Annotated in this window: 1 protein-coding gene; it reads right to left on the bottom strand. The window is 69.7% G+C overall.

Going from position 1 to position 26,036, the window contains the following annotated elements:
* Positions 1-3: 3 nt before the first annotated feature.
* Positions 4-25,464, bottom strand: a complete 25,461-nt coding sequence (locus tag ACXRVZ_RS17765) for a right-handed parallel beta-helix repeat-containing protein (protein WP_458232646.1) — start codon at positions 25,462-25,464, stop codon at positions 4-6.
* Positions 25,465-26,036 lie beyond the last annotated feature (572 nt).

The raw sequence follows: 26,036 nt of genomic DNA, 5'->3' as shown, positions 1-26,036 counted from the left end.
TCGCTACCTTCTTTCCATGGTTGACAAGGTGACCGTGGCCTTGGGCGCGACGGTGGGTACTGCGGAGATGCGCAGCCTGAACGCCGCGTTGCGCTCATCCTGGGTCCGCCCGAGGTGGTTGACGAAGGAATCCAGCCAGTCCTGGCCCTGATCGGCCTTGGGCGACGGCGGCACGGCCGGGGCCGAGGCCGGGCGCGCGTTCCAGTCTATGACCGGCGCGCCAACCTGTGTTGGGCCGGCCGCCGCCATACCGAGCGGCGCCGAAGAGAGCACTGAGCGCGGCACCGGTTCGAGCGAGCGCGCCACGTCACTGGGCTCGATGGCCTTCGCGGCGGGCGGGCTCGCGACGGCGTCGGGGATAGGCGTCGGCAGGCCCAGGATCTTGCGCTGGATCAGCAGGGCGTCGGCCGACTCCAGCCGGCCGCTGCCGTTCACGTCGCCGACGATGAGCGAGTCGATGAGCGGGAAGGCCTTGAAGCCCGTGTCCAGCCGCGCCACGACGCGCTGGATGTAGAGCGCGTCTTGCGACGAATAGGCCGCGTTGCCATCGGTGTCGCCGGGACGGGCGACGACATGAACGCCGTCCTCGTCGCCCGCCGCCAGCGCAGTGCCGTTGACCGACACATTGCGAACGTCCAGCACCTGCCTGGCGCCGTAAGGCGCCGTCGCCGGCACCGTGGCGATCAGCCGGCCGAGCTCGAGATCGGCGCCACTCACGGCCACGGCGAACACGACCTGCACCCTGGCGACGCCCGGCGTGCTGAGGTCGACGGTGGCCGTGCCGCCTGCGGGATTGGAGAAGCCCGTCACCAGCAGCAGCGTCGGGTCGAAGTGGATCTCGAAGGCCGCGGTGATGAACGAGCCGGCACCGGAGATCCGGACCGGCACACCTGCCGCGCCGGTCGGCACGCCCGCTTCCTGGCCGGGGCCGCGGGCGAAGTCGGCAATGGACACCTTCGCCGCCGCGCTGCCGCTCACGTTGAAGGCGACGCTGAAATCGTCTCCCGGGTTGTGGTCGGCGTTGCCGTCGAGCAGGTCACCGTTCACCGCGTGCAAGGCCGCTGCCCCGCTCGTCAAGGTGACCGTGTAGCTGCCGTCGGCAAGCGCCGAGCCGGTCTTCACGAAGGCGAAGCCCATGTTGTCGGCGTCCATCACGACCGATCCACGGACCTGGCCCGCGGGGCCGGTCACGACGATGTCCGCTGCACCCAGCGCGGCCCCCGGTCCGGCGCCGTCGTAGAGGTTCAACTGCGCCAGATCCAGCGCGCGGTTGAAGCGCACCGCGAAGCCCGAGACATTCGGCGTCAGCGCGAGAACCTGCAGCGGCGGCTCGTCGATCTCGAACGTCGCATTCGAGATGTCGCTGATCGTCGCGTCGGCCGACGACACGACGCGGATGACGTAGTCGTCGCCCGCCGGGAACAGCGTCGGGTCGACCGTCCACTGATACAGGCCGTCGTTCGCCTCGCCGGCGGCAATGGTCTCGAATGTGCCGGCGGGCCCGGTCGACGAGACCTCGATGTCCACCGTCGTGCCGCCGGCGTGGTTCCAGCGGATGTCGAACACGGACTGCTGCTCGATCACCTCGCCGCCGTTCGGCGCAATGACGATGATGAACTCCGCCGCGCTCTTGGAGGCCTGCTCCGTGTTGCCGTAGGCACCGACGTTCACGTAGCCGCCGTTGTTGGCCGGCTCGCGGTTGAACGGGTCGCTCGGGTCGCCACGGTCGATGGCCGACGATTGCTGCGCGTCGATTGTCTCGACCGCGGTCAGCGCCACCGGCGAGCCCGGGATGATGAAGCTCGGCCCTTCCACCGGCGCCAGCGAGCCGCCGTGGAAGCTGCCGAACAGGCTGCGCACATGGAAGTCGTCGTCGCGGCCGTCGCTGACGCCGGCCTCAAAGCCGAGCACGTTGTCGGCGCCATTGGCATCAACGAACAGCGGGTTGGCGAAGATGCTGTCGGTGTCGGTGCCCGTCGCGGCCTTCCAGCTCGCGAGCGTCGCGCGCTCGACGCCGTCCCAGGTGCCGATGCGGCCGGTGCCGAAAATCGCGCGGAAGAAGACGTTGTTGTCCGCGCTGAAGCCGGCCTGCGAATCGGCATCGACGGCAATGCCGATACCGGATTGAGCCCAGATGATGTCGTTGCGCACGTTGACGTTCTTCGACGCGCCCTCGATGCGGATGGCATCCGCCGTCGGCTCGAAGAAGGTGTTGTTGACGATCTCCAGCCCGTCGACCGCGTTCACACGCAGCCCGACCGTCGTGCTGTCGTAGATGATGTTGTTGCGCACGGTCAGGTCGGCGCCGGTGATCTCGATGCCGACCGGATTCGAATAGACCACGTTCTCCAGCAGTTCGGCATCGTTGGCCCGGATGCCGACCACGCTGTTGCCGAAGACCCGGTTGCCCAGCACGGTGGCATCGTTCGCGTCGATGCCGATGCCGTTGCCGCGCACGACGTTGGACCGCGCCGTCGCGCCGTTCTCGACGCGGATGCCGATGGCCGCCGCGTCGGTCTGGTCGACCACCGTGTTGCCGGCCACCATGACGTTGCCGCGCCCGGTCAGGCCGCTCAGCACGTTCTGGAAGATGACGTTGGCGGTGAGGGGCGCGAGCGTCGTGGAACCCACCAGCGCCGGCGCCCCACCGCCCGCGTTGGAGACCACCATGCCGCGCGTGTTGCCGAAGCTCAGGTTGCGCTGGATGGTCGCTGCGCCCGGGTTGCGGATGTCGAAGCCGATGCCGGTGTTGCTGATGGCATTGTTCTGGCTGATGTCGGACACCGCGGCGCCAACGAAGAAGCCGCCGCCCGCGTTCCCGGAAGCCGACGAGCCCGTGAGGCTGCCGATCTCGCCGGCGAGGTGGACGCCGACGCCGCCGTTGTTGGTGCTCGTCAGCTCGGTGAAGCTGCCCGCCGGCGAGCGGGTCTCGATGCGTATGCCTTCGAGCAGGTGGCCGGACGCGGTGACGTGGCTCGCCGACAGCCCGTCGCTGCCGCCATGCGCGTACAGCCCGCGCTGTGCGTCGCGCAGCGTCAGGTGCTCGACGGCAATGCCGTCGGCATCGTCCAGCTCGATCAGCGGTCGGCTGCGGTCGCCGGGGATGGCGGGCAGCAACTCGGCGATGCGCGCGGTGTTGGTCGGCCCGGTGAGCGTGAAGCCCTGGTCGAGCCCGAAGCCGCGGTCCGTGCTGCCCGAAACCACCAGCGGGTCGATCATCGAATAGCTGCCGGTGTCGATGTGCACCGTGTCGCCGGCTTGCAGGTCATAGACGCGCGCCAGGTTCGTCACATAGGGCTTGGGCGCGGTCGGCAGCTTGCCGGTGTTGCGATTGTTGCCGATGGCGCCGGGCGTGAACTCGTCGTTGACGTTGGACGCGTCGTCGACGAAGTAGTCGCTGCCGTCTTCCGGCACGACGAAGGGCTCCTGGCTGCGGTCCAGCACCAGCGGGTTGTCCACCCACGAGACCTGGATGCGCAGGCCATGGGTGCCGAAGGCGATGCCGCTGTCCTCGGGCGTCCACAGGAACTCGCCGTCGTCCGCCGTGGCCGCCGTGATCGTGGTCAGGAAGGCTGGGCCGTCCGCCGTGTCGCGGTAGAGGTCGATGCGGACCCGCGAGCCGACCGTGTTGTTGAAGCTCTCCCACTGGATCGGCAGCGCGCGTTCGCGCACGGCGTCGACGTAGAGGTCCGGCGAACGCAGCGCGATGTGCGCAACGCCCGGCTCCGGCGTTTGCAGCGGCGACGTGAAGCGCTGGGTGCCGAACATCGGCATCAGGGCGTACTCGTCGTTGTGCCGGCTCTCGAAGCGCGGCCGCGCCCATTCCGGGTTGACCACCGTGGCGCCGACCGAGTGCAGGTCGAAGCGGGCGATGTCGGCCTGCCAGTCGAGCACGTCGCTGAAGTCGCGCGTCCAGAAGCCGACCTTGCCGGTGCCACTGGTGTAGAGGTTGTTGAAGTCGCTGAAGAAACCGGCCTGCGAGTTGTTGGCAACGAAGATGTCATAGCCGCTTTCGGCCCACAGCGTGTTGTGCAGCACCTCGACGTTCTTGGCGCCGCCCGCCACGCGGATCAGGTCGCCGGCCGGCGAGGCCATCGTGTTGCCTTCGATGCGGACGTTGGCCACGCCGCTGGCCACGACGGCCGCGAGGGTGGTGCGGTAGATCTGGTTGCCCTCGATGACGTTGCCTTCGGTGGCGAGGACGCCGAAGCGGCCCAGCCCGATGCGGTTGAACTGCACGCTGCCCGAGAAGCTGGCCACGCCGGCCACGCCGCCCTCGATGACGTTCGCGGTCGACAGGTCGGCACCGCCGAGGATGCCGCTGCCGGTCACGCCGAGGGTGTTGCCCGTGAGGTGCTGGTTCTGCATGCGGGCGGCCTGCAGCTCGACGCCGGTCTTGTTGCCGTCGATCTCGTTGGGCGTGCTGCCGGCCACGAAGCCGAGTGCATTGGTCGTGCCGGCCACCGTGCTGATGATGCCGGTGGTGTTGTCGTGGATGCGGTTGCCGCCCAGCGGTGCGGCGGCGTTGTAGCGCACGCCGACGTCGGCATTGCGGAAGTCGTTGTCGTCGATGCTGCCGCTGAACGCGGCGTTGATCGCCAGACCGGTCGCCGATGCGAACACGTCGTTGTGCGCGATGAGGCCGCTGGCGGCGCCGGCGAGCGTGACGCCCGTCGTGCCGTTGAAGCGGTTGTGCAGCACCTGCAGCTGCGAGCCGCCGTTGATGACGAGGCCGGTTGAGCCGATCAGGTTGTCGACCAACGCGGCGCCGCTGGCACCGGCGCCGACTGTGACGCCGGCGCTCAGGCTCAGCCGCTGCAGCACGCCGGCCGCCTGGAGGTTGACCGCGCCGGTGACGACCGAGCCGCCGCCCTGCGCGCCCAGGATGGTCACGCCCGCGTCCCCTGCCCCGACGGTGAAGCCGGCATGGACACCCGCCGCCAGCACGATGACGTCGCCCGCACCAAGATCGTTCGCGTTCAGGATGGCCTGCACGCTGCTGCCACCGGCGGCGACGAACACCTGGCCGGGCAGCGCCGTGACCGTGCGCAGATAGGCCTGCGGCAGGCCGGCGCTGTCGTCCGTCCAGCCGACCGTGGGCCGGCCTTGCGCGTCGACCGTGAGGTCCAGCGCCGAGAACTTGCCGCCGGTGGCACTGATGCCGCCGCCGGTCGCGTCACCGGGCAGCGTCTCGACGAACTGGCTGCCGTTCCAGCGCTTGGCGTACAGGCGAGCGTCGGTGTCGGCGTAGTCGAAGTTGCTGTGGTCCGCCCAGACGAGGAAGAGCTCGCCGCCGCCGGACTCCAGCTTCGGGTCCAGCGAGCGGCGGACGGTGTTGCTCACGCCCTGCTTCACCGCGCCATCCGGCCCGGCGCTGACCCAGAAGTTGCCGCCTTCGTAGGTCTTGACGTAGATCTGCTCGAAGTCGCCGACGCGCTCGCGATAGGCAACGAAGAGTTGTCCATTGAGCCAGGCGGCATCGGGCTCGCGGCTTTCGTTGGCAGGGCTGTTTGAGAGGCCCGTACCCGAGTCCGAAACGGCGAGGCCGACCCAGCCGGCGCCTTGGCGCACGAGGGCATAGATCTCGACGTCGTCGCGGCTGACAGCGCCCTTGGGGGCACCGCTCCACGTCACCGCGATCCGGTCGCCCTCGGCTGCGACGTCGTACTCGGCGACGGAAGCCGCGTGCGTGATGCCCCCGCCCGTGGCCGATCCCGGCGTGATCTCAACCCAGCTCGCGCCGTTGAACACCCGGCCGTAGATCTGCGCCGAGCCCGACGAGGTGTCTATCCACGTCACCAGGGCGCGGCCTTCGGTCTCGACGATCTGCGCCTGGTTGGCGCGCGCCGTGTTGCTGATGCCGCCCGGCAGCAGCGAGTTGCCCAGCGTGACCCAGGTGTCGCTGGCCTCGTCGTACTGCGCACCCATGATGTCGATGCCGGTGGCGTGGACTTCGCTCCACACCACGGTCGGGCGGCCGTTGATGATGGCCAGTGACGGCAGGCGCGAATGCCCGGCCGTGTCGCTGACGCCGCCGCCCGCGGCCGAACCGCCCAGCATCACCCAGCCGGCGGCCGTCGCCTTGGCCACGTAGATCTCATGGTTGCCGTTGCGGCCGTCGGCCCAGGCGACGTAGCGCTCGCCGGTAAGCGGATCGACGGCCACCGTCGTGTCCAGTGCGTCGCCCACGCCACCGGACAGGCCGAAGTTGGTCGCCGATCCGGCAATCTCGGCCCACCATCCGGCGTAGGCCGGGCCGGCAGGCAGCGTGTTGACCGCCAGCGGATCGTCAGTGCTGACCGCGACCACCGGGTTCGGCGTTGCCGCCGGCAGCACGATGACCGCCGGGTTGTCGCCAGGACCGGCGTTGATGAGGTTGCTGGCGCCGAGGGTGTCGATGATCTCGTCGTCCTCGCCTTCACCGAACAGCACATCGTTGCCGCCCTGGCCGTCGAGCCGGTCGCGGCCGGAGCCGGGCTCGTTGCCGTTGGTGCCGAAGTCGCCGTACAAGTAGTCGACGGCGTTGTCGTCGCCCGCCGTGGTGTCGTCGCCCGACAGCACGTCGTGGTCTGCGCCGCCGAGCAGCACGTCCTTGCCGGCGCCGCCCTGGATGATGTCGTCGCCTGCGCCGCCGTCGACGATGTCGTCACCCGCGCCGCCCAGCAGCACGTCGTTGCCGCCATGGCCGAACACGTAGTCGCGGCCCTCGCCGCCGTCGATGCCGTCGCGGCCCTCGTCGGAGCCGTTGAGCACGTCGTCGCCGGCGCCGCCGAAGATGATGTTGATGCCGCCGGTGCCGGCGTCGATGCGGTCGTCGTCCTCGTCGCCGAACAGGATGTCGTTGTCCCGCCCGCCGTCGATGTCGTCGAAGCCGGTACCGCCGTGGATCAGGTCGTTGCCGAAACCGCCGCGCAGGTCRTCGTCGCCGCCGCCGCCGTCGATGTTGTCGCCGTGCGCACCGCCTTCGATGATGTCGTCGCCGTCGCGGCCGAAGATCATGTCGGCGCCACCCAGGCCGAAGACGCGGTCGTTGCCCGGGCCGGCGTCGATGAAGTCGCCGAAGTAGGTGGTGTCGTTGAGGTCGGGGTCGTCGCTGCCGGCGTCCGAGCCGAAGATCAGGTCGTCGCCGCCGGAGGTGAAGATGAAGCTGTTGAGGATGCTGTTCTCGACGCGCACTTCATCGTCGTCGCGCAGAGTCTGGATGGTGGTGCGGTCGGCAAAGATCGCGCCGCGCAGCACGATGCGCGAGCCGCGGCCCGGGTCGGCATCGCCGAAGTCGCCATTGATCGTGACGGTGCTCGGCGTGAACATCAGGCTTTCCAGCCGGGTGTCGACGTCGTCACCGACATTCAGCGTGATGCCGGCCTCGTTGCTGAAGATGAGGCCGCCCTCCATCAGGTAGAGGTCCTCGTCGGTGGCGATGGTGTCCGGCACCGTCAGCCGGATGATCCCGCCCGGGCTCAGCACCTGCTGCACGTTCATGGAACTGTCGGTCTCGAGCAGGTAGATGCTGCTGGACGCATTGGCGAACAGCCGTCCGGGCCGGGCGGTCGACGAATCGATGTCGAAGTCGTTGGCGCTGTCGCCGATGCGGCCGCTGTTGGCGAAGAAGAACAGGTTCACGCCGATGGAGTCGGCTGCCGCATCGTCGAAGGCATCGAGGATGCTGCCGCGCACGGTCGTCAGCGACACGTCGCCCGACTCCGATCGGATGCGGTCGACGTTCATGTCCAGCTCGGTCTCGATCAGCACGATGTCGGAAGCGGCATCGCCGCGCACCACGCCGCTGCTCGGGTGCGAGGAGTCGATCTCCAGCGCGTTCTCGAAGGTGCCGACGCGGCCCTGCGGCGCCGAGAAGGTGAGGTTGACGCCGAGCACGTCGGCCTCGGGGTCGTCGGGCGCGTCGATGATGTCGGCCAGGCGCCCCGTCAGGTTCACGTTGCGCTGGGTCGATTCGATGCGACCGATGCGCATGTCGCCCAGCTCTTCGGTCAGCGTGATGTGGCCGTTGGTCAGGACGTCGATGTTGCCCGCTGCGAAGGGGCCGCCCTCGCGGATGTCGGTGTAGCCCAGCAGGTTGATGAAGCGCGTCGTGTCCTGCGGCAGGCCGACGATGTCGATGTTGCGGCCACTGCTGATGCGCCGCTGCGCATCCTGCGGCTGGCCGACGACGTAGCGCACGTCGACGGCGTTGAAGCCGGCGCCCCAGACCCCGCGCGGGAAGACCGTGGCCACGGTGCCAGGCGACTGGCGGAAGTGGTCGGTGACGATGGTGGTGCGGGGCGGCGCTCCGGGCGGGCCGGGTGGGTTCGCAGGTGTGTTCACCACCGCGGACTCGAACACCTCGATCTCGTAGGGGCCAGGCACGACGGTGGGTTGCAGCAGGCCGTTCAGCAGTTCGAGGTCGACATTGGACGCACGCGCGTTGCCGGACAGGATGCGCTCGACGTCGACGTTGAAGCCGGTCACGGCCTCAGAACCCGTCAGTGCGCGGCGCAGCAGGCCGCGCAGCTCCATGAAGTTCGCCCCGCCCGCGTCCGACGTGCGATAGCGGTCGGCCGCTGCGGTCGGGCCGTCGTTGCTCTCGACGATCTCGACGCGCAGGCGCTGCGAGTCGCCGCGGCCGACGCTGCCCCTGACGGCGTCGATGCGGAAGCTGTCGGTGCGGATCAGCCCAGGAGGCGTCGGGAACTCGCCGCCGCCCGGCAGGCTGGACAGGATGTCGCCGCGCTGGTTGAAGACGTCGGTCATCCCGATCGGGTTGTTCACCACGCCGTCGAACGTGATGTCGGGCTGTGCCCCGTCCTCCTTGTCGAAGGTGTTGGAGATGGTGATCAGCGTTGGCTTGAAGTCGTGGTTGACGTCGAACTCGAAGTTGTCGACGTGATCGACTTCGATGATCACTTCGTCCTCGGCCGTGGTGAGGAAGGTGTTCACGACCTCGATGTCGCTGATGACCATGTCGTATTCGGACTGGTTCAGGATGTCCACCTTCACGTAGGTTTCCCTGAAGGTGAACAGCGGCCCGTTGGGCAGCACGGTGGTGATGTCGGCGTTGCCCTCGTTGTCGGCCCGGAACAGCGCCTGCCCGCGGTCGTTGTCGTTGATGATGTCGGCGACGACGAACGAGCCGTTGTTGTCGGGGTCGACGAAGGAGCCGATGGCGCTGCCCACGCCCAGCACGCTGGCGTTGATGGCCTTCTGGATGCGGCCGTCGGGGCCGACAATCAGCGTCGGGTTGGGGCCGGGCAGCAGGACGACGTTGGCGTCCCAGTCCATGTCGCGCGTGCCTTCCTCGGCATCGATCTCGACAAACAGCGCCAGCCGGTCGAAGCCACCGGGCTGCTGTAGTGGCGTCACGTCGATGGCTGGCACGCCCGGGCCGGGGAAGAGGCGCGGGCCGGCGGTGACGACCGCGTTCGCGTCGGCATCGATCAGCGTGTCGACTTCGAACACGGCATCCTTGTAGCGGTCCTCGCCGCCGAACAGGCCGGTGGCGTCGGCGGTGCCGGTCTCATCGATGTCAACGTCGTTCGTGATGGCGCGCAGGTCCACGCCCTCGAAGCCGGTGACCTGCGCACCGCTGCGGATCGCGGTGGTCGTGTCCGGCAGCACGCTGCCGTTGGAGGTGGCTTCGGCGTCCGCATACAGGCCGCCAGCGTCGGCATCGGCCTTGTAGGTGTAGTTCAGGTGCAGCCACTGCGAGCGCAGGGACACGCTGCGCGCCGTGACGCGGGCGTTCGAGCCTGCCACCACCTGCGTCTCGTCATCCAAAGTGCCGCGCGACTCGGCATCGACGTCGGCTGCGAAGCCGCCGGCATCGGCGTTTGTCGTCACCTTGGCATCGAGCGTGGACTCCGCCGACACGCGCAGGTGCCCCTGCGCTTCGACGACGACGTTGTCGCCGACGATGTTGCCACTGCCGTCGTCCACACCGATGTAGGCGCGGTTGCTGTGGTTGGTGTCGTTGTTGGCGTCCGCATCGCCGATGGCGACGAAGCCGCCGCCGCCATTGCTGGCATAGGCCGAGGAGTTGACGACGGAGCTGGAGCGCACGTCGACATTGCCCCCCGCCTGGAGCAGCGCCGGGGCGATGAAGGCCTGCACGTTCTGCGTCAGCACCAGGTTGCCGTCGGGGTTGCCCACCGCGACGAAGCCGCCGCCGCCGCCCTTGGCGACCGCCGAGCTCTGGCCATCGCCCGCCGGGGGCGACAGCTCGCGCAGCGACACGCCAGCTTCGCCACGCAGCAGGTGGTTGCCGCCGGGCGCGCTGGTCAGGTCGAGGCGGAGCTGGTGGACGCCGGTTTGCGCGGTCAGGTCCAGGCCCGGCGTCGACAGCCGGTGCGTGCCCACACGGCCGCTGCCGTTCAGCTCGATGGCCGCGCCGCCGGGCGTGGCCGCCAGCTGGAAGGTGCTGCCGGCGATGTTGCGCACGTAGTAGGTGACGCCGTTGCTCAGGCCGCCGATGGTCTGGCGCTCGAGCACATGCTGATCCTGGTTGGCCGGCGAGTTCTTGTCGGGCGACAGTGCGATGGGCGTGGTGTCGACGTCGTCGTCGCCATCGTCCGGGTCGGCCGCGTCCCGCGTGGCCGCGAGTTGGATGTGGTTGGCATCGATGACGATGACGAAGTAGTTCGTGCCCGAGGTCAGGCCACCGATCGCGGTGCCGCCGGGCTCGACCCGGTAGGTCACCCGGTTGCCGACGCTGAAGCCGTGGTTCTGGAAGAAGATCTGGTCGTTGTCGGTCGGCGTGCCCGAGCTGACATCCACCGATTCGCTGGTGAACTGGCGCGCTGGCGGGGCCAGGTAGGTGACGGCCTGGTTCTCGACATAGCCATGGCCGACCGAGGTGATGGTGTCGTCGGCTTCGCTGACGAGGACCGGCGAGAACGTCCGGTCGAAGAAGGCGCCGTTGCCCAGGGCCTCGTCACGGTTGGCGTAGAGCCTGATCGTGAACTCGTCGATGCTGCGCACGAAGAAGGTGTTCGAGCCGTTCAGGCCGGTGCTGACGGACGTTCCGGCCGGCGTGTACTTGACCGCGTCGCCCGAGATGAAGCCGTGCGGCACCGCAAAGCGGATGGTGTCGCGCGCGGCGTCCACGCCGACGTTGGGGTCCAGCGGGTCGGCGGTGCTGCCTGTCGAGGCGTCGAACACCGTTCCGAGCTGCAAAGTGTCCTCGCCGGTGACGATGACGCTGTACTCGCGCCCGGTCTGCAACGTGCTGCCGTCGGCAGTGCCGATGGCTGAATTGCCGTTCGGGTCGTAGGTGACGCGGTCGCCGTTGGACAGCCCGTGCTGCGTGAAGCTGATGCTGTCGGCGTCGATGGTCGCCTGGTCGGGGTTGAAGAAATCGTTCAGGGCTTGCGCGGGCTGTGCGCGCGCAAAGGCCTCCACGGTCACCGACCCGTCCACGTCGAGCGTGGCACCGGTGTCGATGAAGGCGTTGACCGTCGGCTGCACGATCGCGTCGGCGTTGGACGCGCCGACGTCCACCACGCCGCCGCCATAGGCCTTGGCGGTGGAGTCGCCCTCCGCGCGCAGCGACTCGGCGTGCAGCGTCACGCTGCCGCCGATGTTCTGCATGGACACGTTGTTGTCGATGACGGCCTCGACCGAGGGCGTCACGGTGACGGTAGCCTGAGCGCCGCGCACACTGATCGCGCCGCCGGTGCCGGCGGTGGTGTCGGCCTTGGCGGTGTTGATCGCGATGGCATTCAGTTCGAAGTTGCCGGCCTGAAGCACCTGTGCGTTCTCGTGCAGATAGGCCGTCGTGTCGCTGGTCAGCGTGGCACTGGAATCGAGCGTGGCGGCACCGATCACACCGCCCCCGCCGCCGCTGGACTTGGCGGTCGCCCGGTTGTTGGCCACCGCGTGGGCGGCCACGTTGCCGGTGGAGGTGATGCGCGCCGAGGAGCCAAAGGCCACGCGGGTGTCGCCCGTCGTGCTGGCTGTGGAGTCGGCGCCGGAGCTGCCAACGATGCCGATCGACACCACGGTGGTGTCGGCTGTGCTGACACGGCTGGCGTTGGCGTCCAGCTCCAGCGAGCTGACCGAGACGACACCATCGACGAAGGCGCGCACGAGGTCGGTTGCGGAGGCGCTCGGGTTGGTGCTGCCGAYGGCCGCGATGCCGAAGCCTGCGGTGTCGACATCGGCGTCGGCCGTGGAGCCAAGCACGGCGGAGAGAGACACGTCGTCCGCATTGACGGTGGCGCCGCCCGCCACGAAGACGTCCACGTTGTGCTCGGTCGACGCCGTCGGGTTGGCCGTCGTGCTGCTGATGAGGCCGACGCCGACGCTGGTCATGCCGGCATCGGCCGTGTTGCCTTGCGAGCGCGCAAGCATGGACACGTCGTCGGCGTTGAGGATCGCACCGCCGCCGATGTAGGCCTTCGTCGACCCCTGCACCCGTGCCTGGGCGGTGATCTCCTGGATGTCGAGCAGCCCGATGGAGATGCTCAGGTTCTCGGCCGACGCATGGCCTGTCGCTTCGGCCAGCAAGGCCAGCGGCCCGCCGCTCACGCCGATGTTGGCGCCGTCGGCCACATAGGCCGCCGTCTGGTGCGCCACGGTGACCGGGATGTCGCTGCCGCCGAAGTTGCCCAGCCCGACGTTGAGCGCGAACACCTCGCTCGTCGCCCGGTTGTTGGGCGCCCGCGCGGTGACGTTCACGGACCCTGCCTTGATGGCGAAGGCGCCGCCCAGGTGGGCCAGCGTCTGGCCGGCGGCCAGCACATCCGGCTCGACCGTATCGCCATTGCCGAGCGAGATCGAGATCGTCAGCGAATCCAGGCTGGCGACGTTGCCGCTGTCGACCTGGCCGGCGCTCACGTTCAGCGCACCGGCCACGTTGATGCTGCCGGCCAAGCCGCTGGAGCCGACACCGGCGCGCGGGCCGAGGTAGGCATCGACGACGTGCTCGGTGTGCACGACCGGCGCAATCGTCGAGAAGTCGACCAGGCCGATGGTGACGATGTCGGCCGACACGCTGGCGTTGTTGGCTGCGGCCGCGTTCAGGCTCAGGCTGCCGGCGGTCACGTGGGCGCCCTCGACGGCGAAGGCCCGGGTCGCGCCCTGAGTCACAACGGTGGGGCTGAAGGTGCCGACGCTGACCAGAGATGCGCCCAGCTCGAAGCGGCTGAGGCGCGCATCGTTGCGCGAGGTGGCGCCCAGGGTGATGCCGCCACCGCTGAGCACGAAGCCCGCGCCGGCACCGACGATGGCTTCGGTCTCGTGCGTGGTGCGGACGTCGGTGTTGACCTCGGTCACCAGCACCAGGCCCAGCTTGATGGGCACGGTGTCGGAACCGGCGGTGTTGGTGGCGTTGGCCTGGCCGTTGATGCCGGTGGCGTTGATGGTGTAGTTGCCACCCACCGAGACGCGGGTCGTGCCGCCGGTGTTGATGACCGGCTTCACCAGGTCGACGCTGACCAGCGCGAGAGCGATGTTGACCTCGCCGACAGAAGCCTCGTTGACCGAGGTGGCGTTCAGCGTGATGCCGCCGGTCAGCGTGATCGTGCCGGCCAGGCTGGCCTGTGCGGCGGCGCCGGGTGCAGCGCCTATCCACGCGCCGACCTGGTGGCTGGTGATCGCCGTCGGCTCGGCCTTTTGCAGCGAGAACACCGACGCCGCGAACTGGAAGCGGTCGACGCTGGCCTCGTTGTCGGCCGACGCATCGGCGGTGATGGCGGTCGCGCGGATGTCGGCGTCCTCCATCACATAGGCCAYCGTCACGCCGCCGGCGTTCGCCGTGGACTTGACGAAGTTGAGTTCCACCGCGCCCAGGTCCAGCGGCGTGATCTGGTCGATGGTGGCTTCGTTGTCGGAGCTGGCCTTGAGGTTGATCGCGCCGCTGACCGTCAGGTTGGCGCCCTGCCCCACGAAGGCTTCGGTGACGTGGGTCGTGGATGCGGACTTCTCCGACTGGTCGATGTCGAGGAGGTTCAGCTCGAACGCCAATGCCTCGGACTCGGCAGTGTTGATCGACGTTGCGGTGGCATCGGCGTGGGCGGCATTGATGACAAAGGCACCGCCCAGATGGGCGCGCGTCTGCCCGCCCGCGTCCGCGACCGGATTGACCTTCTCCACGGTGACGAGGCTCGCGTCGACGATCACCTGGCCCACGCTGGCGGTGTTCACCGACGTGGCCGTCAGGTTCATGCCGCCGCTGGCGATGGCGAGCGTGGTGGCCGGCTGGCCGGCGAGCGGGGCATTCTTCGCCGGGCCGACGTAGGCCGCGACGAGATGCCCCGTCGTCGCGTTGACGTCGGCGAGCTGCACGTTGACGCCGGACACGCCGGCGTAATCCAGCCCCGCCGTCGCGTCGCTGGTGGCCGACGCGCTGCTGGTCAACGAGCCGACGTCGATGGACGCGCCTTCGTCGATGTGCATCTGCGTCGAGCCCTGCACCTTGGCCAGGCTGGCCGTGTCGGCCACGTTGACGAAGGTCACCGTCAGCGACAGGTTGTTCGCGCTGGCGTCGTTGTCGGACGTGGCCGTGACGGCGAGCGCACCCGTCAGATCGATGTCGGCGCCCTTGGCGAGGAAGGCTTCGGTGGCGCCGTCGATCAGCGCGTCGGCCACCGTGTCGAAGGGCGGCGTGACCGGGATCGGCAGGTCGGCGGGCAGCGCGCTGACGATGCCCGAGAGCGCCACGCCGTTCAGGCTCAGGATGCTCAGGTTGAGGATGTCGGTGGTGGCGTCGGCTTCCTTGTTCGACGTGGCCGAGACGGTCGCGTTGCGGCCGCTGACCTTGCCCGCGACCTTGGCGCGCGTGTTGGACGTGATGACGGCCGACGTGGCCTGCGCGCCGATCATGAAGGCGCCGGCCGCGATGTCGACGATGTGCGGGTCGGCGACGTCATCGGAGGTCGCGGTCACGTTGACGCTGCCGCCACCGGTGACGGTGATATCGGCGCCCTCGCCGATGATCGCCTCGGTGTCGCCGGCCGTCCGTTCGGCCTCGAAGCCGACCTCGCCGGTGAAGGCAGCGATGCCGAAGAAGTTCACGTCGGCTTCACCCGCGCGGGTCGCCTTGGCCGCCACGTCGAGCTGGCCGGTGGTGATGACGCCGGTCGCCTCCGCGCTGGCGCCGTGTCCGGCGACCGTCTCGGCAATCATCACGCCGGCCGCCGCGAAGCCCGCGCCGGCAAGGCCGCCGGCATCGGCGTCGACGCCGGCATCGGCATTCGCCTGGATCGAAACGCTTGCGGCTTCGACGGTGGCCTTGTTCAGGATCGCGGCGCGTGCGCGGCCGCCCGTCTCGGACACGGCCACCGCGCCGCTGGCTGCGGCAAACGCGCCGACCGAGAAGCCGACGGCGCCGGCGCTGACCTCGGGGCTCAGCGTCGCGGTGAGCGTCACCGCACCGACGGCGGTGACCGAAGCCGGCGTCTCGCCCTCGGGCACGGTGCCGTCGATGACGGCTTCAACGGTGTTGATGACCTTGCTGGACGCGAACGACAGGCCTGCGCCGACAAAGCCGCTGGCCGCCAGCCCGCCGGCATCGGCGACGACGAGCGAGTCGTCGAGCGCGGTCAGCTGCACGGCGCCGGCCGAATCCACTTCGGCGCCGGTGTCGATGAAAGCCCGCGTCGTGTTGGCCAGGTCGTTGATCGACGCGGTGCCGACACCGCCGACCAGGCCGGCCAGCGAGAAGCCGAGGGCGCTGGCGTCGACATCGAAACTGGACGTGGCCGTGATGCCGACATTGCCTTCGGACGTCGTGACGTCCGCCCCGCCGATGCCGGCGCTGACCTCGGTGGCCATCTCGTTGCGCGCGAACGACCCGCCTGCGCCGGCGCCGACCGACACGGCCAGGCCGCCCGAATCGGCATCGAGCACGGAGTCGTCGCGTGCGGACAACCGTATGGCCGGCGCGTCGATGGTGCCGCCGGTGCGAATGGACGCATCGGTGGTGGTGGTCACCGTGTTGATCGTGACCGATGCAAAGCCGCCGACGATGCCGCCGGCGCCGAAGGCGATGGCAAGCGCGTCAACGTCGTTGGCCGACGTGGCATCGATGCTGATGTCGCCGTTGGCCTCGATGTCGGCATCGTCGGTGTAGGCCTCGACGGTGTTGTCCAGCGTGTTGAGCGCGGCCGACGCGCCCACGCCGGCGCCGAGGCTGACCGCCAGACCACCCGAGTTCGCCTGGACGGTGCTGTTGTCGTCCGCATCGAGCGAGACAGTGCCGGCCGATTCGATCACCGCGCCGCCGCGGATGGAGGCGCTGGTCGTGTTGGTCAGCATGTTGACGCTGACGCTGCCGACGCCGGCCACGAGGCCGGCCGCCGACAGGCCCAGCGCCAGCGCATCGACGTCGTAGCTCGACGTTGCGCCGACAACGACATTGCCGTCATCGGTCGTCACGGTGGCGCCCGCGATGAAGGCCTCCACCGTGTTGTTCATGATGTTGGCGGCGACCGACGCGCCGGCGGCGCCGACGGTGCTGGCCGCCAGGGCGCCGGTGTCGGTATCGAGCTCGGAGGTGTCGCTCGCGCTGACCCGCACGGCGTTGGCGTTGATGGTGCCGCTGCCGCCGATGCCGGCGCGGGTCGTGTTGTTGATGACGTTGCCTTCGGCCGAGCCGGCAATGGCGATCAGGCCGCCCGCCGCGAGCCCGAGGGCGTCGGGGTCATAGACGACGTCCGTCGTGGCGATGACATCCAGGCTGCCTGAATCGACCTCGACCGAGCCGTCGACCTGCGCGCGCGCTTCGCTGCTGGTGTAGTTGAAGGCCGCGCCCACCGCGGCGGCGAAGACGGCGCTGATGGAGCCGCCGACGGCCGTGTTGTCGAAGTCGTGCAGCGTCTTGGCGCGCACGTTCACGCCATCGGGTGCCGTGACCAGGGCGCCTTCGCCGATGGAGGCCTCGACGAGGTCGCCTTGCAGTGTGATCGTGCCGGCCACCGAGGCTCCGGCCGCTGCCAGGCCACCGAACGCGACCTCGCCAGCCAATGCATCGGAGCGCGCCCGCCCGGCATCGACGAAGCTCAGGCCGTCACGCCGCAGGTTGGCGAGCAGGTCCAACCGGCCATCGACGGTCACCGTCGCGTCGTTGCCGATGCGCACCGCGGTGTGGTTGCGCAGCGCGTTGACCGCCACCGAACCGGCGACATTGCCGCCCAGGCCGGCCGCCGCGCTGGCCGCGTTGGCGTCCAGGTCGAACGGCAGGTCGCCGACGCCGGAGGCGGTCAGCGACAGCGTGTCCGCGGTCACGGTCGCGCCCGCGCCGACTTCGGCGATGTGGCTGCCTTCCGAATAGTTGCCGGCCGCCGCAACGCCCACGCCCAGCGCGCTGCCGATCTGCAACGCGTCGGCATCGGCATCGGCGTCGAAGTCCATCGAGGCGGTGACGACGATGTCGTCGGCGACGAGCGTCGCACCCGCGCCGATACGGGCTTCCGAGACCGGCCGGCCCGCGCCCACGGCGATGGCCGCGGCCGCGCCGACGCTGATGTCGGGCACGTTGTCCTCGGCAGGCGCGTCCACCAGCACGCGTTCGAAGCGGTGCGCGGTGCCGGTGGCGACGGAGGCGTCCAGGTCGACGACCTTGCCGCCGTCGATCAGCACCACGCGGCCGGTGCCGGGCAGCTCGAGCACGTGGTAGACGGTGTCGTCAACCAGCCCGCCGATGCTGGCCCCGCCACCGTTGCGGTAGACCACGGCCTCGCCGCTGTGCACCCGCGCGGCCGAGAGGTCGATGGTGTTCTGGTCGCTGTCGACGACCGCCGCTGGGTCGACGACATAGGCCAGGCGCAGCGTGTGCGCGACGTCGCTGTCGCCTGCCGGCGCGATGTCGATGGCGTTGGCGCCGGACTCTGCATCGGCACGGTTGTTGTGCAAGGACAGCCCGATGGGCAGGTCTTCCTCAACGACGATGTGCACGAAGAAGGTCCCGCCGGCCGCCAGCCCGGCGATGGTCTCGTCGTCGCCGTTGTTCTCGTACACGACCGAGTCGCCGTTCGCGAAGCCCATCGTCGGGATGTTCAGCCGGTTGTTCCCGTCGTCGACACTGGCCACGGGGTCGACCGCGCCGATGCGCGAGTGATAGGCGTCCACCACCTTCACGACCTGGTGCGCCGCGCCGGTGGCAACGGCGCCGTCGAGGTCGATGACGTTCGTGCCGGCCAGCGCATCAGCGCGGGTCTCGAACAGCTGGACGCGCATCGCATTCGGGTCGCTGGCATCGACGTTGACGAAATAGAGCCGGCCGTCGACCAGGCCGCCGACGCTGGTGCCGCCGCCGTTGAAGTACTTCACCGCATCGCCGTCGCTCAGGCCGGCAAGGTTGCCGACATTGATTGTCTCGGCCGTGCTGTCCACGGCCGCAGCGGCGAAGGTGCGCGCGACGACCAGCGTGTGGTGGTCCTCCGCGTCCAGCACCGGCGCGATGTTGATCGCGTTCGTGGCGGCCAGCGCATCGGCGCGCGTGGCGTGCAGGCGCAGTTGCGAGCGGTCGGGCGTGGCGAAGCTGATGAAGTAAGTGGTGCCGTCAGTCAGGCCGCCGAGGCTGGTGTCGTCCTGGTTGTTGCGGTAGACGACGGCGTCGCCGGCATCGAACTCGTGCGGCACCGCAATCTTGATCGTGTTGGCCGCGTCATCGACCTCGGTCTCGGCGTTGAAGTGGGCCTGCAACGGCGGATGCGGGTCGACGAAGGGGAACAGGATGTCATCGACGCCGGCAATCGTCGCCAGGCGCTTGAGCTGGCGCTGCGTCTCTTCGTCGACCGTGAAGCTGCTGACCAGCGCACCGAGCTGGCTGGCCTCGGCGTCCGTGTTGGCGTCGGCGACGGTGTTGGCCAGCACGGTGACGTCGCCCGCCACCGTCATGTTGGGGCCACCTTCGGCGCGCGCGCCGCCCAGCGGGCCGCCCGCGGCCACCGCCACGCCCAGGCCGACGTCGGCGCCGCCCGAGGCGGCATCCGCGGTCGTGTTCGCCGTGGCCGTGTGCGAGGCGGTGACGAGCAGGTCGCCGCCAATCGTGCTCATCGTCTCGCCGGGGCGCACGCGGGCGATGGTGTCGTTCTGCGTGCCGGTCAGCGCGATGGCGGCCGGCAGGCTGCCGTCGCTGTCCGCGCCGGCCACGGCCAGCGTGTCCGCGGTGTAGGTGCCGGTGGCCGTGACGATGACGTCGTCGGCACCGGCGATGAAGGCAGCACCGATCTCGGCGATGGTCGAATGCACGACCGCGTTGACGGCAACCGACGGGCCGATGCCGAGCGTGCCGCCGCCGGTCGCCGCCCGGGCCGTCGCGTTGTAGTCGCCGACATAGGTGGCCGTGACGGTGACGTCGGTGCTTTCGGTCAGTGTCAGGTTGGCACCGTCCAGGATGCGGGCGATGAGTTGGCCGCCGCCGGTGGCGTCGCCTTCGAGGATGTCGCGCGGGTCGCCGGACAGGTTGAGCGCGAAGGCGCCGGCCACGCCCACGTCCTCGGCGCCCGCGCCGGAGATGGYCAGCGCGTTCAGGCGGTGGATGCCGTCGCCGCTGCGCGCGGTCTCAAGCGTGATGGCCGGCGCGGTGATGTCGCCGCCGATGGCGCCTTCGATGCGCTGCGCGTCGACATTGATCGCCACGGCCACGCCGATGCCGGCGGCCGCGTCCACGCTGGCCGCGGTGGCCAGCGCATCGGAATCCATGTCGCCGGTAGCGGCCACCACGGGTGCGTTCGACGTTTCGAGCCGGCTGCCGTCGGCCAAGGCGGCCTCCGAGTAGCCGAAGTCGAGGTTCATCGCCACGGCTGCGGCCGCGCCGATGGGACCGTCCGCCGTTTCGGCGCTGGCGCGCTGGAGGATGCGGATGACGTCTTCCGGGATCTCACCCTGGCCGGCGAGTGCAAGCAGGCCTTCGAACTGCGCTTCCAGCTCCTCGGTGAGGACATCACCCGCCGGGTCGTTGGCGGCACCGCTCTGGCCGGAGACGGCATCGGCGTCGAGCAGGCTCTGGTTGTCGGCCTGGATGGTGACCGTGCCGGAAAGCACGTCGATGTCCATCGCACTGGACGCCTCGGCGCCACCGAGCACATAGCCCAGCGCGAGCGCCGCGCCCACGCTGGCGGTGCCGCCGACGCCGCTGTCGGTGTTCGCGGCATGCGTGCTGAGCGAGTCGTGGTCGGCGCGCACGCGCAGGTTGCCGTTGATCGCCGACGGGCTGCTGGTGTTGGCGATGCGCGCGACCGTGTTCAGGTCGCTGTAGTTGAGCGCCGCGGCCGCGGGCAGGCTGATGGCGCTGGAAGCGCCCGCGGTCGCGGTGGCCGTCGCCGTGTAGTCGCCGGTGGCGATGACGTCGATGTCGCTGCGGAACTCGACGCCGCCACCGGTGCCGGTGACAACGGCATTGCGGATCTCGGCCAGCGACTGCTGCGTCATGGCGTTGGCCGACACCGACGGCCCGACGCCGACAACGGCGGTGGACTGCGGCGTCGCACTGGTCGTGGCGCTGTAGTTGCCGATGAAGTCGGAGCGCACGAGGAGGTCGCGACCGTTCAGCAGCGTCAGGTTGGCACCGTCCAGCACGACGGCGGCCTGCTGGCCACCGGTGGGCACCGGAATGACCGGCAGCGGCGGCAGCGTGGGCAGCGTGATCGGCGGCAGCCCGGGAATGGCGGGCGCGGCCGGTAGCGCCGGGATCGGGATGACGATGGGGTTCAGCGGCAGCAGCGGCGAGCTCAGGTTGACGGCGAACGCGCCGGCCACGCCCAGGTTGGCCTCGCTGCCGCCGCCCGAGATGGCCTCGGCCGTGAAGTCGGAGACGCCGTTGCCGCCCAGCCGCGCACGCACCTCGATGCCCGGTGCGGTGACGCTGCCGCCGACGAAGGCCTGGTTGCCCTGGCTGCTGATGTTGGCCGCCGCGGCGATGCCGAGCGACACCGCCGAGTCCACGGCCTCGGCGGTCGCGAAGGCGTCGGCATCGGCATCCAGCGTGGAGATCACGCTCACCGGCAGGTCGGCCGTGATCTGCGCGCTGGCGGTGATGCCTGCCAGCGCCGAGTTGTAGTCGAGGTTGGCCGCCGCCGCCGCCGCAGCGCCCACCGAGCCGTCGCCGGTGCCGAGCCGGCCGGCGCCGATCAGCTCGGCGACCGCGCCAGGCACACGTGGCTGCAAGGTGTGGAGGTTGTCGAAGTCGGCCGTTGGCGCCAGGTCGACCGCGTTGACGTTGTTCAAGGCATCGTCGCGGCTGTTGTGCAGGCTGATCGTGTCGGCATCGATGACGCGCACGAAGTAGTCGTCGGTGTCGACGAGGGCGCCGACCTGCTCGTCGTCGCCGCCCTTGCTGTAGATCACCGAGTCGCCGGTTGCCAGGCCGTGCCCGGTGACGGTGAGCGTGTCGGCGACACCATCAACGGCCGTCACCGGGTCGAAGGTCAGCGCCGAGCGCAGCGCCCGGAAGGCCTGGTCGAGCAGCAGGTCGAGCTTGAACTCGAGGAACAGGTCGTCGCTGTCGACGCCCTGCGAGCTGGACGTCGCATCGGCGTCCATGAAGGTGTCGGTGAGCGCCGTCACGTTGACGGCGCCGGCCACGTCCATGCGGTTGCCCGCGAACGCACGCGCCCCGCCCTGCATCACGCCGAGYGCGATGGCCGCACCGGCGCTGATGTCGGCCGCGGTGACGCTGGCATCGGCCGCATGCGTGGCACGCGCAAAGTGGTCGGCCGACACCGTCAGGCCGCCGGTGATGGTGGACGAGTTGGTGCTGTTGGTGAGCTGCGCCGTCGTCGTGAAGTCGCTCAGCAGCAGCGCGACCGCCGCACCCACGCCCGCATCGGCGCCGACACCGGCGTTGGCCAGAGCGGTGGTGCGGTAGTCGCCGGTGGCGAGCACGGAGACGTCGTCGGCGCCGACGATGGTCACGTCCTGGATCTCGGCCAGCGTGCGGTAGACGCCGGCGTTGAATTCGATGGATGCGCCCACGCCCAGCGTGTTGCCGGCATCGACGAACGGTGCGGCGTCGGCGGTGCTGACGAGCACCATGTCGGCCTGGACGACGAGGTCGGTGTCGTTGCCCAGCGTCAGCGTGGCGCCGCTGCCGAGGAAGGCATTGCTGCGGCCGAGCGCGAGGGTGGCGCTGAACGCGCCCGCGACGCCGGCGATCTGGATGCCGGTGCCGGAGACGGCGCTGGCTTCCAGCGTCTGCGTGCCGTCGCCCGAGGCGGCGGTGCTCACCGTGATGCCATTGGCCTGCGCGTTGCCAGAGATCGAGGCGACGCGGTCCGACTGCTGCGCGTTGATGGCGATGCCGCCGGCCACGCCCAGCAGGTTGAGTACGGCACTGGCGCTGGCAAGCGCGTTCGAGTCGACGTCGCTGGTCGCCGTGACGCTGAGCGCGCCGCCGGTCGAGGTGGCCGAGCCGGTGGCGGTGATCTCGGCGGTCGACGCCGCGTTGGCCAGGTTGGCGCCCACGGCGGCGGCCTTGCCCTGCGTCTGGTTGTTGGCGAGCGCGAGCAGGTTGCCGGTGTCGACGTCCGGGTCGGTGACGGGCGGCCGCGGCGATGCGCCGAAGACCAGATTGGCGCGGTTGGACAGGAAGGTGATCTCGTCGCCCACCAGGCCGGCCGCGGACGTGGTGGCCGCGTCGGCGCCCTGCGCACCGGCAACGCCTTCGGCCTGGTTCTGCACGGTGGCGTCGGCACTGATGGTGATCGCGCCGGCGGCGGTGATGGTGCCGGCAATGCTGGCCACCGCGGCGTCGTTGGCCAGGTTGACGGCGACTGGCAGCGCCAGCGATTCGGTCGGCGCGGCCGCCTGCGCCGCAGCGGCATTGCTGCTGGCGCGCACGATGCTCGTACCGCGATGGTTGGCCTGAGCCGTGAACGTGCCGCCCAGGCTCAACACGGCGCCGGCACCGACCAACGCACTGGTGGCATTGCCGGTGACCGAGGCCGCAATCGTCTGCGCGGATGCGCCTTCCCCGGCGACGGCACCGGCGAGCGCCGTCACCAGCGCGGTCTGGTCGCCATTGGCCGTCAGGGCCAGGTCGCCTGCGCCGGTGACTGCGGCACCCGCCTCGACGGAGGCGCGCGTGGTGTAGGCCGACACGTTGGCCGCGACCGAGCGGCCGACGCCCTGTTCCTCGGCGATGGAGGCGGCGCCCAGCGGCTCGGCGCTGAGATCGGTGACCGAGGTGTTGGCAGCGGTGATGGTCACGTCCGTGCCGGACAGCCCCACCACCGCGTTGGCGCCGATGTAGGCGTGGCTCAGGTTGCCCTGGATGGGCCCCAGGCTGGGCAGGTTGGAGTTGAGCGCCAGTGAACCGGCGTTGACCAGCGCGGGGTTGGCGTTGTCCAGCCCCGCCGCGCCGGAGCGGGACAGTGCGTTGAAGGTGCTGCCCCCGCCCGTGGTGATCGTCAGCGTGGGCGCCGTGATATCGGGGCTGCCGTCGACGAAGGCTTCGTCGACGATCTGCGTCAGGTTGGTGGCGACCGCAAAGCCGTTGTTGTCGGCGTTCACCGAGGGCGTGGCGTTCGCCGTCGTTTGCAGATTGAAGGCCGAGGACGCGAACAGCGCCACGGCGCCGGTCGACACGATGTCGCCGCTCGTGTCGAGGAAGGCGCGCGTGGTGCTGGTCAGCGTGGTCGCCGCGATGGCGGCGGCCTCGGTCTGCGGGCCGGCCGCCGTAGCAATGCCAAGCGCCGCCAGCGTGTCGGGGCTGACGGCTGCGCCGGCGGGCGTCGAGTTGGCCGTCGTCGTGAGGGTGCCGGCGGCCGTCGCCTGCACGGACAGGCTGCCCGAAGTGGTGACGGCGGCCGCGTCTTCGATGAAGGCCTCGGTGGTGACGAAGATGACCGGCGCGGCCACCGTCGTGCCGATGGTGTTGACGGCGGTGATGCCGTCTGCCACGCTGGTGACGACCGTGTTCGTGGCCGCCGTGATGCTGACCGTGCCACCGGCGTTGACCTGCGCGCTGTCCGACAGGTTGCTGCGCGCCGTGGTGTTGATCACCGGATTGGCCGTGGCGACCTCGCCGACGACGGGGACGACGGTGGGCGTGGCGGTCACGGTGGCGCCGACGTTGGACGTCGCGTTCGCGCTGAAGATGCCGCTGGCGGTGATGGCCGCAGCGCCCGTGACCGCGACCGTGGCGGACACGTTCGCCAGCAACGCGGCATTCGGCAGCGTGGGTAGGTTGACGACCGAGGACACCAGGCTCGCGCTGGCGTTCAGCGCGATGTTGCCGCCGGTGAGCGACGCACCGTCGATGCGGATGAAAGCGGCGACGTTGGCAATCGGCAGCGTGTCAGGCGTCGGCACACTGCCAACGGCGGCGACGGCGTTGAAGGCGATGTTCCCTGCGGCGACCGCGACGCCCGGGCTGACGATGATGCCTTCGGCATTGATGGCCAGCGGGTTGCCGCCCAGCGCGAGATTGCCGCTGATCGTCACCTCGTCCAGGCCGGCCTCGCCGTTGACGATGAGGGCGGCGTTCAGGTTCAGTGCCTGGATCTCCAGGCGGTCGGTGTCGGAGATGACGGGGATGCCGAAGTCGCCGCCCAGGTTGATGGTTAGCGAGTTGGTCGGCTTGGCGAAGGTGATGCTCTCGAACGTGGGAATCGCGTCCGTGCTGGCGAGGGTGAGCAGGCCGCCGAGCTCGGTGAGCCGGGCGTTGTCGGTGTTGTTGCTCGTGCGGATCACGCGGTCGGTGGCCGACGCGTTGTCGAAGATGGGCTCGAGCCCGACGTAGCGGAGCACGTCGTCGTCGCGCGCGATGGTTCCCGAGTCGGGGCCGAAGGCGGCGTAGACGATGGAGCGGTAGGCGCCGCCGTCCAGCACCACGGTGTCGAAGCCGCCGACACCGCCGTCGAGCAGGCCGCTCAGGCTGCCGCCAGCGCTCACGGTGAAGGTGTCCTGGTTGCCGGAGGCGCCGAGCAGGCTCTCCACGTCGTTGAAGCTGACCACGCCGACCGATCCGGCGTTGTGCCCGGTCAGGGCCCAGTCGGCATCTCCCGCAGCGCCCTTGAGCGTGTCGTTGCCTATGCCGCCATCGAACGTGACGTTGAGGGCGTGGCCGGCCAAGGCGCCATCCAAGTCGACGAGCAAGGCGTCGTCGAACTGGCCGCCCTGGATGGTGATGTCGAGGTCGGCATCCAGCGCCTGCTGGCCCAGGATCGCGCCGGAGCGGTTGTCCAGCAGTTGCAGCTGCTGCAAGCCGTCGGCCTGAGCGAGACGCAACGTGGCGTCCAGCGCCTCACCAGGCGCGCTGCCCCAGGAGATCCGCACGGGCGACGCGGCGGCGGGGGCGACGACGGCATATTCGGCGGTCGCCTCACCCGTGCCAGGCAGGTCTGCCGACAGCAGCAGCCGGGGCTCCAGCGGCTCCAGTTCGGACCAACGGCGTGGTGGCGCTGCCGCCCGCGCGGGCGGTATGTCGCGCTCGAAAGCGCCCCGCACCGCATCGGCAACTGCCGTGCGCGTGGCGGCCAGGAAGGTGAAGGCACGACGCGTTGCGCCCGTGGTCGGCTTCTTCATGATCACGCTCCCCGAGTGCCGTTGGAACGGCATGGCGGTACTGGACTTGGCTCGGCCTGAGACCGAATGACGTGCCCGCACCGCCCAGAAAGGTGCCCCGCACGCTGAGGCGCAATGCCGCGCCCGCGTGTGGTCGGATCAAGAACGCAACGCTCGCTGGATCAGGTCACGCGACCATGCCCGGACAACATTCAAGCGCCCGCATGCCGCGCGAAAGTCTGGTTAGTAGCCTTGATCGTTCGAATGAAGTATTGGCGCGGCCGATCAGCCCATGCTCCGGGTTTACCCTTCAACCCCCAAGATCAAACTTGGTGCGTGCGCGCCATTCCTGTTCAGTGAAGAGCGTAGTTATGAGGTGCATCCAGCCTCATATGCGCCAATGCCCGCCGGCGACCGGCCGACTTTCAAACGCGTGTCGGGTTCCGGTCGGTCCCTGCGTTTCATGAAACGAGGGCCCGCCACGGACTGTCAGCGACCGCGCTGGAATTTCCACAGGCTGCCTTGGCCCTCGCCGCCCTTCACGCGCGTGAGCGCCACCCCGTCCACCTCGATCCGGACGGCTCATCAAGAGG

Source organism: Roseateles sp. P5_E8 (assembly GCF_054177665.1).
Note: the sequence above shows the minus strand (reverse complement) of the source record. Positions and strands in the feature narration are given on the sequence as shown.